We start from the raw sequence: 14,800 nt of genomic DNA, 5'->3' as shown, positions 1-14,800 counted from the left end.
GCAAGCCCCCTCCCACATTTTGTTGCGGCAAACCGAACTAAAGCGGCAACCCTTCATTGCCGCTTTACTGGCGCCACGCGGAAACCGCTTGCCGCTTTTCTGGCATTGCCGCTGGCAAGCACCTCCGAAACCCTTGATATGCGGGCCTCCGCAAGATTGGCATGCACCTTGCTATAACCCAGTTAACGAAAAGCAGGTCAGCCCTTAAAGGTTTCCACCATGAGCATCAGCTTCGATAAAGCGCTCGGTATCCACGAACAAGCCCTGGGCTTCCGCGCCCAGCGTGCCGAAGTTCTGGCCAACAACATTGCCAACGCCGACACCCCGAACTACAAGGCTCGGGACCTGGACTTTTCCGCCGTGCTCGCCGCACAGCAGGACAAGACCAAGAACGGCACCTTCGCCTTGAACATGACCAACAGCCGTCATATCGAAGCGCAAGGCCTGAGCAATGGTGACGAGTCGTTGCTGTATCGCACGCCGATGCAGCCGTCGATCGACCAGAACACTGTCGACGCACAGCTGGAGCAATCGGCTTACGCCGAGAACTCGGTGAACTTCCAAGCCAGCTTCACCCTGCTTAACAGCAAATTCAAAGGGCTGATGTCAGCCCTGCGTGGAGAGTAAGCCATGTCCCTGTCCAGTGTTTTCAATATTGCCGGCAGTGGCATGAGCGCGCAGACCACGCGTTTGAACACCGTCGCCAGTAACATCGCCAACGCCGAGACCGTGTCTTCGAGCATTGATCAGACCTACCGCGCACGTCACCCGGTGTTCGCCACCATGTTCCAGGGCGGCCAGGCAGGCGGCAGCGATTCGTTGTTCCAGGACCAGGGTGCCGCAGGCTCCGGCGTGCAGGTGCTCGGCGTGGTCGAAGATCAGAGCAACCTTGAAGCCCGCTACGAACCCAATCATCCCGCCGCGAACGAAAAGGGCTATGTCTACTACCCGAACGTCAACGTGGTCGAAGAAATGGCCGACATGATCTCTGCCAGTCGTTCGTTCCAGACCAACGCGGAAATGATGAATACCGCCAAAACCATGATGCAAAAGGTTCTGACCCTGGGTCAGTGATAAGGGGCGCCAAATAATGGCCATCGTTGATACGTCAAAGAACACGCCAGTCCAGGACCTTTTCAATTCCAAGGTCAAGAATGCCCAGGACAACAGCAGCATCAATGACGCTGCCAATAAGGCGACAGGCAAGCAGTCGCTGGGCAAGGATGCGTTCCTGCAGTTGCTGGTCACCCAGCTGAAAAACCAGAACCCGCTGTCGCCGCAAGACAACGGCGCGTTCGTAGCTCAGTTGGCGCAGTTCAGCAGCCTGGAAGGCATCAACACGCTGAACGACTCGGTGAATGCGATCTCCAGCAACTTCAGCTCGTCGCAAGCGCTGCAGGCGTCGTCGCTGGTCGGTCGCTCGATCATCATCCAGACCGACAAGGCCATGGTGGATACCAGCAAGAGCATGACCGGCTCGGTGGACGTCAAGACGGCGACCGGCAACGTCACCGTCAAGATCACCGACAAAGACGGCAACCTGGTGCGCACCATCGAAATGGGTGCCCAGGCTGTCGGCAGCCAGAACTTTATCTGGGATGGCAAGAACGACAAGGGCGAGGTTGCTCCTGCGGGCACCTACACCTTCAATGCCACCACCAAGAATGACAAGGGCGACGCCGTTGCCCTGAATACTTCGCTGCCCGCAACGGTAACGAGCGTGACCTTGAGCAAGACCGGCGGCGAGATGCTGCTGAACCTGGCTGGCGGCATGGGCAGCGTCAAGCTGTCGCAAATTCAGACTATCGGTACATAGAGCCGGCTAAATACGGCAGAGGGAGAGAAACATGTCTTTTAACATCGGCCTTAGCGGCCTCTATGCGGCCAACAAACAACTGGACGTGACCGGCAACAACATCGCCAACGTCGCGACCACTGGCTTCAAGTCGTCCCGTGCGGAATTCGCGGATATCTACGCCGCCTCCAAGCTGGGCACCGGCCAGAACAGCATCGGCAACGGTGTGAACCTGGCGGCCGTGTCCCAGCAGTTCACCCAGGGTGACGTGAACGGCAGTGGCGGTATCCTGGACATGGCGATTCAGGGCGGCGGTTTCTTCGTGCAGAAGGGCAGTGACGGTTCGTTGGAATACACCCGTAGCGGTGCCTTCCGTGCCGACAAAGACGGCTACATCACCAACAACACCGGTACCTCGCGCCTGCAAGGTTATGCTGCGGACGCAGACGGCAAGATCATCAAGGGCGGCCTGACCGACCTGCAACTGAACCTGTCGAACCTGCCGCCCAAGGCGTCCACCAAAGTGGATTCGACCAGTAACCTGAACTCCTCGGAGCCGGTGATCGACCAGGTCGCGAAGCCATTCAACCCGAACGACACCAGCACCTTCACCACCCAGTACAGCACCACCCTGTATGACTCTCAGGGCAACGCGCACCCGATGGTGCAGTACCTGGTGAAAACCGACGGCAACAAGTGGAACGCCTATACCCTGATTGACGGGCGCAACCCTGACGGTTCGCCACCTTTCGGTACCGGTGCGGACGTGAAGGCGCCTGTGCCATCCACCTTGACCTTTGACGGTGCCGGCAAACTTACCAGCGTCGTGACGGGCACCGTGTCCAACAAGACCTTGACCATCACCGGTTGGGTCCCTGGCACCGTGACCAATGGCGTGTGGAAGGCAAACGGTGCGACGGCGAACCCAACCGGGATCGCGGTCAACATGGCCAACATCACCCAATACAACTCAGCCACTTACCGCAACCCTCCGGTCACCGATGGCTACGCCACCGGCCAGATCACCGGCTTGAAAATCGACGGCAGCGGCGTCCTGTTCGCCACGTTCAGCAACCAGCAGAGCAAGGCCATCGGCCAGATCTCCCTGGCCAGCTTCAACAACGAACAGGGTCTGCAGCCCGCCGGCGGTACCACTTGGAAAGAGACCTTCGCCTCGGGTCAGCCAGGTTATGACACCCCGCAAGCCGGTACCCTGGGTTCGATCGTGGCCAACTCGTTGGAGAACTCCAACGTCAACCTGACCAACGAGCTGGTGGACCTGATCAAGGCCCAGAGCAACTACCAGGCGAACGCCAAGACCATCTCCACCCAGAGCACCATCATGCAGACCATCATTCAGATGACGTGATGCTGTGGCGTAATTCGCTTGACTGAAAACCCCTCGATCGAGGGGTTTTTTTTTGACAAACATCGGATGGAACACCTGCGCCTTCTCTACCACCCATCAAGCCGAAAGCCTTTGAACTTGTGATTATAGGGTGGAGGGGAGGTATGGTGAGTGTGTCGGGGGCCGGTCATTGGGGCAGTGGCGTGCGTTTTGATACCGCGCCAGGGAAGGGCGCGGCAGGCGAAATCAACAGTGATTCGGCGGCGGGTAAGGACGCCGTTACAAAACTGCTGAAGGAGCTTGATGACGCTCAGAGTACTGGCAAGGACCAGACTGTTCGGGATCTACGCAACAAACTTCACGATATGCGCCAGGACCTTGGCGACGAGAAGTTGAAGGAGATCATTGAGAAACTGAGGAAGGATGCGTCCAGCGATCGGCTCGCCTGGTTGAAGAAGCTGTTTCCAGATTTATTTCCGGATGGATCATCTCCGTCCCCTTCTCCGTCCCCTCCACCAGATCGCGGTGGTGGCGGTGGTGGCGGAGGCGGAGGCGGAGGAGGTGGGGGCGGGGGCGGTTCGAATAATTTCGGCCCCTCAGAGTCCATGAGTAATAAGCCTTTTACCGAAGGTGCTCGTTACACCGACTACAAACCTGACAAGAGCAATCCTGGAAAGAAACCTAGTGAGGGCAGAGAAGACGGAAATATCTGGAGTGGTTTCAGGCAGGGGCCGGACGGAAACTGCGTCACGGTTTCAGCAATCAAGGCAGCGATGATGAGGTTTGGGCAGAAACCCACCGACATTTTCAAAGACGTGAAAATGTCGGGCGATGGCTATGACGTCGAGATGCGGGATGGGTACCGGCTCCATCTGACCAAAGATGAATTGAGGCAGGGAGCCCAACAGGCACGGTTCATGGGCGATAACCCGGGCATGCTGACCGACGCCAATTTCTTGTACGCCGTCAGCGCCAAGCGGGCACATGAAGAAGGTAACCCAGGAAATTATGGTGAAAACGATCACAACGCGCGCAGAAGCTATTCGGATGCCCTGAGAAGCTTGAACGATGGCGAATGGGCCCGCGAAGGTTTGGATCGATTGGGGCTTAAAGATCACGTTGTCAGAACGACGAGTTCTGAATTGGCCAGGGGCGCGCTTGGGGTTGCGAGCGATCACATGCACTCAATGGCAGTGATCGGTGGCCGTCTGGAGAAGTGGGGGCAGCGAGGGGGAGCACCTTCACACCCTGACGCGTACAAGCTTATATAGGCAGGAATGAGCGCTGACGGTCATGCAAAAAAAACCGACAAACCCAGGATACCCAGGTTTGCCGGTTTTTTAAGTCCGGCTATTCAAGCCCGGCACCGGTTTCAGCTTATTGGCAAGCTTCGCAATCCGGCTCGTCAATCGCGCAAGCCTTTGGCACTGGCGCCGGGCCGGCTGGCGCTGCAAGCACCGAGTCATCACCGTGGTTGCCGCCGCTGGAAACCGCGTTCAGCTTACCGGTGTTGATGGTCGACTTCTCGGTGCTGGTCGCGGCCAGGGCACGGAGGTAGTAAGTGGTTTTCAGGCCACGGTACCACGCCATGCGGTAGGTCACGTCCAGCTTCTTGCCCGAAGCGCCAGCGATGTAGAGGTTCAGGGACTGGGCCTGGTCGATCCACTTCTGACGACGGCTGGCAGCATCAACGATCCACTTGGTGTCCACTTCGAAGGCCGTCGCGTAGAGCTCTTTGAGTTCTTGCGGGATGCGCTCGATCTGCTGCACGGAACCGTCGTAGTACTTCAGGTCGTTGATCATGACCGAGTCCCACAGGCCGCGGGCTTTCAGGTCGCGAACCAGGTACGGGTTGATCACGGTGAATTCGCCCGACAGGTTCGATTTCACATACAGGTTCTGGTAAGTCGGTTCGATCGACTGCGATACGCCAGTGATGTTGGCGATGGTCGCGGTCGGTGCGATGGCCATGATGTTGGAGTTACGAATACCTTTCTGCACACGGGCACGCACCGGTGCCCAGTCCAGGGTTTCGTTCAGGTCAACGTCGATGTACTTCTGGCCACGGGCTTCGATCAGGATCTGTTGCGAATCCAGCGGCAGGATGCCTTTGGACCACAGCGAACCCTGGAACGTCTCGTAGGCGCCGCGCTCGTCGGCCAGGTCGCAGGAAGCCTGGATCGCGTAGTAGCTGACCGCTTCCATGGACTTGTCGGCGAACTCGACCGCAGCGTCCGAACCGTAAGGAATGTGCTGCAGGTACAGCGCGTCCTGGAAGCCCATGATGCCCAGGCCGACCGGACGGTGCTTGAAGTTGGAGTTCTGCGCCTGTGGCACCGAGTAGTAGTTGATGTCGATCACGTTATCGAGCATGCGCACGGCGGTGTTGACGGTACGTTCCAGCTTGGCGGTGTCCAGCTTGCCGTTGACGATGTGGTTCGGCAGGTTGATCGAGCCCAGGTTGCAAACGGCGATCTCGTCCTTGTTGGTGTTCAAGGTGATCTCGGTGCACAGGTTCGAGCTGTGGACCACGCCCACGTGCTGCTGCGGGCTGCGCAGGTTGCATGGGTCTTTGAAGGTCAGCCATGGGTGGCCGGTTTCAAACAGCATGGACAGCATTTTGCGCCACAGGTCTTTGGCCTGGATGGTCTTGAACAGCTTGACCTTGCCTGGGTATTCGGTGAGGGCTTCGTAGTACTCGTAGCGCTCTTCGAAGGCTTTACCGGTCAGGTCGTGCAGGTCCGGCACTTCGGATGGCGAGAACAGAGTCCACTTGCCGTCATCGAAGACACGCTTCATGAACAGGTCAGGGATCCAGTTGGCGGTGTTCATGTCGTGGGTACGACGGCGGTCATCACCGGTGTTCTTACGCAGCTCGATGAACTCTTCGATGTCCATGTGCCAGGTTTCCAGGTAGGCACAGACAGCGCCTTTGCGCTTGCCGCCCTGGTTTACGGCTACAGCGGTGTCGTTCACCACTTTCAGGAACGGAACAACGCCCTGGGACTTGCCGTTGGTGCCCTTGATGTACGAACCCAGTGCGCGCACCGGGGTCCAGTCGTTACCCAGGCCGCCAGCGAATTTGGACAACATGGCGTTGTCGTGGATCGCGTGGTAGATGCCCGACAGGTCATCCGGCACGGTGGTCAGGTAGCAGCTGGACAGCTGTGGACGCAGGGTGCCGGCGTTGAACAGGGTCGGGGTCGACGACATGTAGTCGAAGGACGACAACAGGTTGTAGAACTCGATGGCACGGTCTTCTTTCTGCTTCTCTTCGATCGCCAGGCCCATGGCCACGCGCATGAAGAACACTTGCGGCAGTTCGAAGCGGATACCGTCCTTGTGGATGAAGTAACGGTCGTACAGGGTTTGCAGGCCCAGGTAGGTGAACTGCTGGTCGCGCTCGTGGTTGATCGCCTTGCCGAGTTTTTCCAGGTCGAAGGTGGCCAGGACCGGGTTCAGCAATTCGAATTCGATACCCTTGGCGATGTAGGCTGGCAGGGCCTTGGCGTACAGGTCGGCCATTTCGTGGTGGGTAGCGCTGTCGGCGACTTTCAGGAAGCCCAGGCCTTCGGCACGCAGGGTGTCCATCAACAGGCGCGCGGTCACGAACGAGTAGTTCGGCTCGCGTTCAACCAGGGTACGGGCGGTCATCACCAGGGCGGTGTTGACGTCGGTCAGGGCCACGCCGTCGTACAGGTTCTTCAGGGTTTCGCGCTGAATCAGGTCACCATCGACTTCTTCCAGGCCTTCGCAGGCCTCGGTGATGATGGTGTTCAGGCGGCCCAGGTCCAGCGGTGCAAACGTACCGTCGGCCAGGGTGATGCGGATCGATGGGTGAGCCTGTACGGTGGCTTCTTCAGCCGGGGAACGTACAGCGCGCTCCTTGGAGCGGGCATCACGGTAGATCACGTAGTCGCGAGCCACTTTCTGCTCGCCGGCACGCATCAGGGCCAGTTCGACCTGGTCCTGGATTTCTTCGATGTGGATGGTGCCGCCCGAAGGCATGCGACGCTTGAAGGTCGCGGTGACTTGTTCGGTCAGGCGGGCAACGGTGTCGTGGATGCGCGACGAGGCAGCAGCGGTGCCGCCTTCAACTGCAAGAAACGCTTTGGTGATGGCGACGGTGATTTTGTCATCGGTGTAAGGAACGACAGTGCCGTTACGCTTGATCACACGCAGTTGGCCGGGTGCAGTGGCGGACAGATCCAGGTTCGAATCGGCGGCCTGCGGCACGGAGCCTTGCGGGTTCTCGCGAGTTGTGTCGGTTTGCATGGGGGGTTGTCTCCACGTTCTATATTTGATTGCGAGTGCCAGGCTCTTCCTGCAACACCCGTACCGTTTTCCATATCGGGGATGGGAAACAGCTGCCATCCGCGTGAGCGGTTTGGTCTACTGAAAATCGGTTGGTTCCATGCTGCGCTAGCAATAAAACGCTTGAATTTCTTGCCACTTGTGTGGTTGGGCGCTTTCTTCAAAAACCCCACATGTAGGGTCTTCTCTAGTGCCGAGGTACAAGATAATGCGTTTTCGAGGGGTTAGCAACGCAGTAACCTGTGGATAACGCTGTGGGTAAAATGTGTAAGAAAGGTTGAATGGGTGTGTAGGCCGCACTGCTGCTGGATTACGCCGTTTGTCATTAAATGTTTCGGGCTTAAAACAACCTGCCCATTTTCGAAGGGCGCGAACCCTATCACAAAAAAACGTGATCACCGAATGGATTTCCCGGCTTGTGTTTGAGGGTTGGCCCATGGCTACAATCGGCCGTATTGGGCAACGCCGTTACCAGATCATGCCCGCCTTTTATGACAGACATTGAGGTCACCCGTGGAGCAAGAAGCCTGGCAGGTATTGATAGTCGAAGACGACCAGCGATTGGCCGAATTGACCCGTGAGTACCTGGAGAGCAATGGCCTGCAGGTGTCCGTGGAAGGCGATGGCGCCCTGGCAGCGGGGCGCATCATCGACGAGCAGCCGGACCTGGTGATCCTCGACCTGATGCTGCCTGGCGAAGACGGCCTGAGCATCTGCCGCAAGGTGCGCGAGCGTTATGACGGCGTGATCCTGATGCTCACCGCGCGCACCGACGATATGGACCAGGTGCTGGGCCTGGACATGGGCGCCGATGACTACGTGTGCAAACCCGTGCGCCCGCGCCTGTTGCTGGCACGCATCCAGGCCTTGCTGCGGCGTAGCGAACCGGCGGAACCGGCGGCCGTGGAGAACCAGCGTCGCCTGCAATTCGGTCCCTTGGTGGTGGACAATGCCCTGCGCGAAGCCTGGCTGAACAACGACGGTATCGAGCTGACCAGCGCCGAATTCGACCTGCTGTGGCTGTTGGTGGCCAATGCCGGGCGCATTTTGTCCCGCGAAGAAATCTTCATCGCCTTGCGCGGCATTGGCTACGACGGCCAGGACCGCTCCATCGACGTGCGTATCTCACGCATCCGCCCCAAGATAGGTGACGACCCGATCCATCCGCGCCTGATCAAGACCATTCGCAGCAAGGGCTACCTGTTCGTCCCTGAAGCTGCCGCCGACATGCCGCTGTGAACTCGATCTTTCTGCGCATCTACGGCGGCATGTGCGCGGCGCTGATCCTGGTGGCGCTGCTCGGCGTGCTGGCCCTGCACCTGCTCAACGAGGTGCGCAGCGGCCAATACCGCGAGCGCCTGGCTCACGGCACCTTCGCCTTGATGGGCGACAACCTGCAACCCATGAGCCCCATCGAACGTCAGCGCGCCCTGGCCGTGTGGGAGCGCTTGCTCGGCATTCCCTTGGACCTGCGCCCCCTGGCCGAGGCGCAACTGGACTTGAGCCAGCGCAATCGCCTGCAACGCGGCCAGGTGCTGGTGGAGCAGACCGGGCCACACGCCGCGCGGGTGCTGCGCCTGGTCAGTGATCAGTCGCAGTTGGTGCTTACGGGCGAAGTGCAGCAGATCAGCGAACAGTTGGCGCGCGCGACTATCTACCTGCTCGCCGACGAACTGGTGCGCTTCCCGGTGGCTGAACAGCCGCAGCGTCTGGCGGATATAAAGGAAGCCAAGGGGTTTGGCTTTGACATGCACCTGATGACCCTTGACCAGGCGGATATGGACGAAGACCAGCGACGCCGCGTCTCGGAAGGCGACACGGTGATGGCCCTGGGCAAGGGGGGCGACTCGATCCGCGTGTTTGCCGGCATGGTCGGTACACCATGGGTGCTGGAACTCGGGCCGCTGTATCAGATGAACCCTTACCCGCCGCAATGGCTGATCCTGATCGCTTTGATTGGCCTGACCCTGATCGGTTTGATCGTCTATCTATTGGTGCGTCAGCTTGAACGGCGGCTGCGCGGCCTGGAGGCCGCCGCCACCCGCATCGCCAAGGGCAACCTGGAAGTGCGTGTGCCGGCCCGCGGTGCTGACTCGGTGGGGCGCCTGGCCGCAGCCTTCAATGGCATGGCTGAGCACTTGCAGCAGTTGCTGGCGATCCAGCGTGAGCTGGTGCGCGCGGTGTCCCACGAACTGCGCACGCCGGTGGCACGCTTGCGTTTCGGCCTGGAGATGGTCGGCGATGCCACCACGGCCGAGGCGCGGCGTAAATACCTGGAAGGCATGGACAGCGATATCCAGGACCTCGATGGCCTGGTCGATGAAATGCTCACGTATGCGCGGCTGGAACAAGGCTCGCCGGAGCTGAATTTCCAGCGGGTCGACCTCGATGCGCTGCTCGATCAGGTGATAGGCGAATTATCGCCACTGCGTCCGCAGGTCAGGGTGAGCAGGGGCATTTGCCTGTCTTCGGCGCATTGGGATGATGCGTGGGTGGATGCTGAGCCACGTTACTTGCACCGTGCGCTGCAGAATCTGGTGAGCAATGCCATGCGTCATGCCCAGGGCCAGGTGTTGATCAGTTATCAGGTGGGCCAGGTGCGTTGCCGCATCGATGTCGAAGATGATGGCCCCGGTGTGCCCGAGAGTGCCTGGGAGCGCATCTTCACGCCATTCCTGCGCCTGGACGACAGCCGCACCCGCGCGTCCGGCGGACATGGGTTGGGGTTGTCGATCGTGCGACGGATCATCTACTGGCACGGCGGGCGGGCGTTGATTGGCAAGAGCAATAACCTGGGTGGGGCATGCTTCAGTCTGAGTTGGCCGAGGGATCAGGCGCCGATAGCCACCAGGCTCAATAACTGCCCGTCATCCACCGCAAACTGTCCCGCCAACTCCTTGCCGTGGCACCATTCCTCGGACAAGTCCGTCAGCAACCGCAGCCTTATATACCCGGCCTCAGTCCACTCCATTACTTCGGCATGCTCAAAATAGAAACGCTTCTGCACAATTGGATAGAGCGCCTTGAACAGGCTCTCCTTGGCCGAAAACGTCAATGTCACCAATTGTGCGATCTGCTCTCGCGGCAGCGTTGCCATACGTTGCAGTTCATCCGCCGTCAGGATCTCCCCGGCCAAGCGCTCCGCCCGCTCCAGCGTCAGTACATTCTCCAAGTCCATCCCTAGCCCACGCCATTGCGCCTTGTGCGCGACAATCGCGGCGGCATGCCCGGTGCTGTGGGTGATGGAGCCACAGATATGCGCAGGCCACACCGGCGCACGGTCTTCACCGATGGCGGGGATGTAGTTGAGGTGATCGAGTTGTTGCAGGGCCGCGCGGGCACACACTCGACCGGCCAGGAATTCTGCCTGGCGCTTGGCCACCGAGCGCTGGATGCTGGCCGGGGGCGGCACGGCGCTGCGCTGGAAATCGCCGGCCGTTAATAAGGCGGGGTCAAAGCGCGTGCTGAGAAACACCGTGCCCGGCAAGGGGGCGGGCAGCGGCCAATGGGTGTCGAGTGGGGTGCAGCAAGCGGGTAGGGGATTCATGGGCGATATTCTGCCGAGTTGCTGCGTCAGAGGATAGCCCGCTGTTCAGGGGGAGTTCAGGGGCGCCTGCGTAGTCTGGTTTCAACAGCCAAACGCGTAGAGGTACACACCATGACTGCGATCAAGAAGTTGATGTTGGCGTTAACCATGCTCAGTGCCACCGCTGGGGCCCAAGCGTCTGACGGGGCATTTGCCGCATTTGGCAGTGAGAAAACCAAGAAATCCAGCACCTTGATCCAGCGTGTCAGCTTCGAAGAATCTGCCAGCCAACCCAGGCCCTGGGGCCAATCCCTGGGCCTGGCAACCCCGCAGCCGGCCTATCGCGCCGGCTATGAACACCTGACCGGCCAGTTCAATGGCATTAAACTGCGCCCGCAAGACTTGCAGGGCCGCTATGATATCCCTCTGTCGGACAGTTGATTTGCTTTGGAGAGCCTTATGAAATTGCTGGTGGTGGAAGATGAGGCGCTGCTGCGTCATCACCTGTTGACCCGCCTGACCGACAGCGGGCATGTGGTCGAGGCCGTGGCCAATGCCGAAGAGGCCCTGTACCAGACTGGCCAGTTCAACCATGACCTGGCGATCATCGACCTGGGCCTGCCAGGTATGGGTGGCCTGGACCTGATCCGCCAACTGCGCACCCAGGCCAAGACCTTCCCGATCCTGATCCTCACTGCCCGTGGCAACTGGCAGGACAAGGTCGAAGGCCTGGCAGCCGGTGCCGACGACTACGTGGTCAAGCCGTTCCAGTTCGAAGAGCTGGAGGCGCGGATGAACGCCTTGCTGCGCCGCTCCAGTGGCTTCACCCAGTCGACGATTGTTGCGGGTCCGCTGCTGCTGGACCTCAACCGCAAGCAGGCGTCCCTCGACGAACAGCCGCTGGCGCTGACGGCCTACGAATACCGAATCCTTGAGTACCTGATGCGCCATCACCAGCAAGTGGTGGCCAAGGACCGCTTGATGGAACAGCTCTACCCCGATGATGACGAGCGTGATCCGAACGTGATTGAAGTGCTGGTCGGTCGCCTGCGCCGCAAGCTGGAAGGCCCGGCCGGGTTCAAACCGATCGACACCGTGCGTGGCCTGGGTTACCTGTTCAATGAGCGCTGCCGTTGATTCGCTCGCTTCGCGTGCGCTTGATGTTGGCGGCCGCCACCTTGGCCGTGCTGTTCATGCTGGGTTTGTTGCCGGCCATGCAAGGGGCGTTCAGCCTGGCGTTGCAGGACTCCATCGAGCAGCGCCTGGCGTCGGACGTCACGACGCTGATCTCGGCCGCGCGGGTGGAAAACAACCGCCTGTTGATGCCGGCGCAGTTGCCGGATGAACGCTTCAACCTCACCGACAGCCGTCTGCTTGGCTACATCTATGACCGTGAAGGTCACTTGGTGTGGCGTTCGCGGGCGACCAAGGAAGAAAACATCAACTACAAGCCGCGCTACGACGGGCGCGGCAATGAATTTGCGCGGATCCGTGAGGCCAACGGTCAGGAATTCTTCGTCTACGACGTCGAGGTCAGGCTGCTGGGTGGCAAGAGCGCGGCGTTCAGTATCGTTGCCCTGCAACCGGTGCGCGAATACCAACTGACCCTCGAAGGCCTGCGCGAAAACCTCTACCTGGGCTTCGGCGCCGCGTTGCTGGTGCTGCTGACTTTGCTCTGGCTGGGCCTGACCTGGGGTTTGCAAGCCCTGCGGCGGCTGAGCCAGGAACTTGACCAGATCGAAGGCGGCACCCGCGAGAGCCTGTCCGAACAACACCCCCGCGAACTATTGCGGCTCACCGGCTCCCTCAACCGTTTGCTGCACAGCGAGCGTGAGCAACGAGCGCGTTACCGTGACTCTCTCGACGACCTGGCCCACAGCCTGAAAACCCCGCTCGCCGTACTGCAAGGTGTGAGCGAAGACATGGCCCAGCGCCCGGAAGACCGCGACCAGGCCTGGGTGCTGCAATCGCAGATCGAGCGCATGAGCCAGCAGATCAGCTACCAACTGCAGCGCGCCAGCCTGCGCAAAAGCGGCCTGGTGCGCCATCAGGTGCGGCTGGAGCCGGTGCTGCAAAGCCTGTGCGATACGCTGGACAAGGTCTACCGGGACAAGCGCGTCACCGTGTCCTTTGAACTGCCGCAAGAATGCGACGTGCCTATCGAGAAGGGCGCGTTGCTGGAGTTGCTCGGCAACCTGCTGGAAAACGCCTACCGCCTGTGTTTGAGCGAAGTGCGCATCAGCTTCGTGGAGAACCTGGAAGGCAGTGAGCTGTGCATTGAAGATGATGGCCCAGGCGTACCGCCGGATCAGCGTGCAAGGATTCTGCAGCGGGGCGAGCGGCTGGACCGTCAGCACCCGGGGCAGGGGATCGGCTTGGCAGTGGTCAAGGACATCATTGAAAGTTATGGCGCTCGGCTGACCTTGGGTGATTCGCCTCTGGGCGGCGCCGCGTTCAAGATTCACTTCCCTGCCTTGTGATCTTTGTTGACTCCACTGGCCTCTTCGCGAGCAAGCCCGCTCCCACATTCGACCACGTTTATCCTGTAGGAATGCGGTCGAATGTGGGAGCGGGCTTGCTCGCGAAAGGGCCGGCAAAGGCAATACACCTCTAACTCTCCTGCGCGCGATACGCCCCCGGCGTCAGCCCCGTCCACTTCTTGAACGCCCGATGAAACGCCGACGGTTCCGAAAACCCGAGCTGTTCGGCAATCTCCTGCAACGACAAATCCGCCCGGCCCAAATGATAGATGGCGATGTCCCGCCGCAGCTCATCCTTGAGCGCCTGAAAGCTGGTGCCTTCTTCACGCAAATGCCTGCGCAGGGTCTGCGGGCTGATATGCAGGTGCTGGGCGACGGCTTCCAGGTCCGGCCAGGGCGTGCGATCGCGGCTGAGCAAGCGGCGTAGCTGGCTGCTCAAACTGTCGCCTTCGTCCGGCCGCGACAGCAGGTCGGCGGGGGAGCGTTCCAGGAAGTGCTTGAGCGTGCGTTCATCCTGCAACAACGGCAGGTTCAGGTAGCGTGCGGGAAACACCAGGCTGCTGTTCGGTGCACCGAATACCTGGGCACAGGGAAACAGCAGGTCATATTCACCGGCGTGCGCTGGCATTGGGTAGCTGAAAGTGGCCTGATGCAGCCGGATACGTTGGCCGATCAGCCAACTCCCGAGGCGATGCCAGATCACCAGCAGGCATTCACTCAAGAAATGATCCGGGTCCCACAACTGCGAATCGTCCAGGCTCAAGCGGGCCATTTCGCCTTCGCGTGTCAGCTGCCAGCGCGGGCCTTGTGGGAATAGGCTATAAAATAATAAACCGCGTTCCAGGGCCTTCTCCAGGGTGCGGCAGTGGATCAATGCGTGGCACATCATGGCGAAGGTGCCGCGTTTACTCGGGCCGTCGGCGAACCCCAGGTATTCGTCGTCCAGTGCCAGCCACAGCATCTGCAGCAGGCGGGTGAACTGCTCCGGCGCGATGCGGGCACGGGGTTCGGTCAGCAGTTCCGGGGTGATGCCCACCTGCTGCAGCAAGCCCGAATAGTCATAGCCGGCTCGACGCGCCCCGCCGAGGGCCGCCCTGGCGTAATGACTGGCGATGGTACGTTCACGCATGCGAAGGCCTCGTCCATGGAGGGGCTGATGGTAGTCAGCCCCGAATGCAGTCACAAGGCGGATATCCGCCAAATTGTAGGACGGGATTGGACGAGTGGGCGGAAATCCGCCACCTGTTTTGCTGCGTGAAGGGGCGTCTCAAAACCCCAAGCCCTGATGTCTAAAGGCCTTCAGGGTTTTTCAGCAAAGTGGCACGACGTTTGCGATA

The 14,800-nt window shown here is 60.0% G+C and carries 12 protein-coding genes and 1 pseudogene; 10 read left to right on the top strand and 3 right to left on the bottom strand.

Going from position 1 to position 14,800, the window contains the following annotated elements:
* Positions 1 to 219: 219 nt before the first annotated feature.
* The 5 genes from flgB to HX793_RS22650 all read left to right on the top strand — a co-directional run bounded on the left by flgB (position 220) and on the right by HX793_RS22650 (position 4,414).
* Positions 220 to 627, top strand: a complete 408-nt coding sequence (gene flgB / locus HX793_RS22670) for a flagellar basal body rod protein FlgB (RefSeq protein ID WP_010208346.1) — start codon at positions 220 to 222, stop codon at positions 625 to 627.
* 3 nt (positions 628 to 630) lie between these two features.
* The gene (flgC, locus tag HX793_RS22665) at positions 631 to 1,074 is read left to right on the top strand and encodes a flagellar basal body rod protein FlgC (protein ID WP_010208347.1); all 444 of its coding nucleotides are present in this window, start codon (positions 631 to 633) and stop codon (positions 1,072 to 1,074) included.
* Between the two features lie 16 nt (positions 1,075 to 1,090).
* The gene (flgD, locus tag HX793_RS22660; RefSeq protein WP_016979772.1) at positions 1,091 to 1,816 is read left to right on the top strand and encodes a flagellar hook assembly protein FlgD; all 726 of its coding nucleotides are present in this window, start codon (positions 1,091 to 1,093) and stop codon (positions 1,814 to 1,816) included.
* Between the two features lie 31 nt (positions 1,817 to 1,847).
* Complete coding sequence (flgE, locus tag HX793_RS22655) at positions 1,848 to 3,164, top strand: flagellar hook protein FlgE (protein ID WP_177052383.1); 1,317 nt, start codon at positions 1,848 to 1,850, stop codon at positions 3,162 to 3,164.
* Between the two features lie 143 nt (positions 3,165 to 3,307).
* Positions 3,308 to 4,414, top strand: a complete 1,107-nt coding sequence (locus tag HX793_RS22650; RefSeq protein WP_177095794.1) for a hypothetical protein — start codon at positions 3,308 to 3,310, stop codon at positions 4,412 to 4,414.
* A gap of 106 nt (positions 4,415 to 4,520) precedes the next feature.
* On the opposite strand, the gene HX793_RS22645 is transcribed toward HX793_RS22650, so the two are convergent.
* A complete protein-coding gene (locus HX793_RS22645) occupies positions 4,521 to 7,418 on the bottom strand; it encodes a ribonucleoside-diphosphate reductase subunit alpha (protein WP_095017308.1) in 2,898 nt (965 codons plus the stop codon).
* A gap of 552 nt (positions 7,419 to 7,970) precedes the next feature.
* On the opposite strand from HX793_RS22645, the gene HX793_RS22640 reads away from it, so the two are divergent.
* Together HX793_RS22640 and HX793_RS22635 are read left to right on the top strand one after the other, a co-directional pair.
* Positions 7,971 to 8,696: a response regulator gene (locus tag HX793_RS22640; protein ID WP_016979769.1), complete on the top strand. Its 726-nt coding sequence runs from the start codon at positions 7,971 to 7,973 to the stop codon at positions 8,694 to 8,696.
* Positions 8,693 to 10,291, top strand: a pseudogene (locus HX793_RS22635) (ATP-binding protein); the annotation flags it as partial. The gene HX793_RS22640 and the pseudogene HX793_RS22635, both read left to right, overlap by 4 nt.
* On the opposite strand, the gene HX793_RS22630 reads toward HX793_RS22635, so the two are convergent.
* Entirely contained in the window at positions 10,288 to 11,004 is a 717-nt protein-coding gene (locus tag HX793_RS22630; RefSeq protein ID WP_177052380.1) for a 4'-phosphopantetheinyl transferase family protein, read from the bottom strand. The pseudogene HX793_RS22635 and the gene HX793_RS22630 overlap by 4 nt on opposite strands.
* Before the next feature lie 111 nt (positions 11,005 to 11,115).
* Here HX793_RS22630 and HX793_RS22625 point away from each other — a divergent pair, with 111 nt between their 5' ends.
* The 3 genes from HX793_RS22625 to HX793_RS22615 are packed head-to-tail and all read left to right on the top strand — an operon-like array spanning position 11,116 to position 13,463.
* Complete coding sequence (locus tag HX793_RS22625) at positions 11,116 to 11,424, top strand: hypothetical protein (RefSeq protein WP_177052379.1); 309 nt, start codon at positions 11,116 to 11,118, stop codon at positions 11,422 to 11,424.
* Between the two features lie 18 nt (positions 11,425 to 11,442).
* A complete protein-coding gene (locus HX793_RS22620) occupies positions 11,443 to 12,120 on the top strand; it encodes a response regulator transcription factor (protein ID WP_016973689.1) in 678 nt (225 codons plus the stop codon).
* The gene (locus tag HX793_RS22615) at positions 12,117 to 13,463 is read left to right on the top strand and encodes an ATP-binding protein (protein WP_177095792.1); all 1,347 of its coding nucleotides are present in this window, start codon (positions 12,117 to 12,119) and stop codon (positions 13,461 to 13,463) included. The genes HX793_RS22620 and HX793_RS22615 overlap by 4 nt, the downstream gene beginning before the upstream one ends.
* A gap of 130 nt (positions 13,464 to 13,593) precedes the next feature.
* Here the strand turns inward: HX793_RS22615 and HX793_RS22610 are convergent, their stop codons facing one another.
* Positions 13,594 to 14,592, bottom strand: coding sequence for an AraC family transcriptional regulator (locus tag HX793_RS22610; RefSeq protein WP_016979763.1), 999 nt, complete (start codon positions 14,590 to 14,592; stop codon positions 13,594 to 13,596).
* Between the last annotated feature and the right edge of the window lie 208 nt (positions 14,593 to 14,800).

The organism is Pseudomonas reactans (genome assembly GCF_013387025.1).
In the GTDB taxonomy this organism is placed as follows: domain Bacteria; phylum Pseudomonadota; class Gammaproteobacteria; order Pseudomonadales; family Pseudomonadaceae; genus Aquipseudomonas; species Aquipseudomonas reactans.
Note: the sequence above shows the minus strand (reverse complement) of the source record. Positions and strands in the feature narration are given on the sequence as shown.

Coding starts and splice junctions, on each gene's coding strand:
- flgB (WP_010208346.1), top strand. CDS start 220: ATGAGCATCAGCTTCGATAAAGCGCTCGGTATCCACGAACAAGCCCTG.
- flgC (WP_010208347.1), top strand. CDS start 631: ATGTCCCTGTCCAGTGTTTTCAATATTGCCGGCAGTGGCATGAGCGCG.
- flgD (WP_016979772.1), top strand. CDS start 1,091: ATGGCCATCGTTGATACGTCAAAGAACACGCCAGTCCAGGACCTTTTC.
- flgE (WP_177052383.1), top strand. CDS start 1,848: ATGTCTTTTAACATCGGCCTTAGCGGCCTCTATGCGGCCAACAAACAA.
- HX793_RS22650 (WP_177095794.1), top strand. CDS start 3,308: ATGGTGAGTGTGTCGGGGGCCGGTCATTGGGGCAGTGGCGTGCGTTTT.
- HX793_RS22645 (WP_095017308.1), bottom strand. CDS start 7,418: ATGCAAACCGACACAACTCGCGAGAACCCGCAAGGCTCCGTGCCGCAG.
- HX793_RS22630 (WP_177052380.1), bottom strand. CDS start 11,004: ATGAATCCCCTACCCGCTTGCTGCACCCCACTCGACACCCATTGGCCG.
- HX793_RS22625 (WP_177052379.1), top strand. CDS start 11,116: ATGACTGCGATCAAGAAGTTGATGTTGGCGTTAACCATGCTCAGTGCC.
- HX793_RS22620 (WP_016973689.1), top strand. CDS start 11,443: ATGAAATTGCTGGTGGTGGAAGATGAGGCGCTGCTGCGTCATCACCTG.
- HX793_RS22610 (WP_016979763.1), bottom strand. CDS start 14,592: ATGCGTGAACGTACCATCGCCAGTCATTACGCCAGGGCGGCCCTCGGC.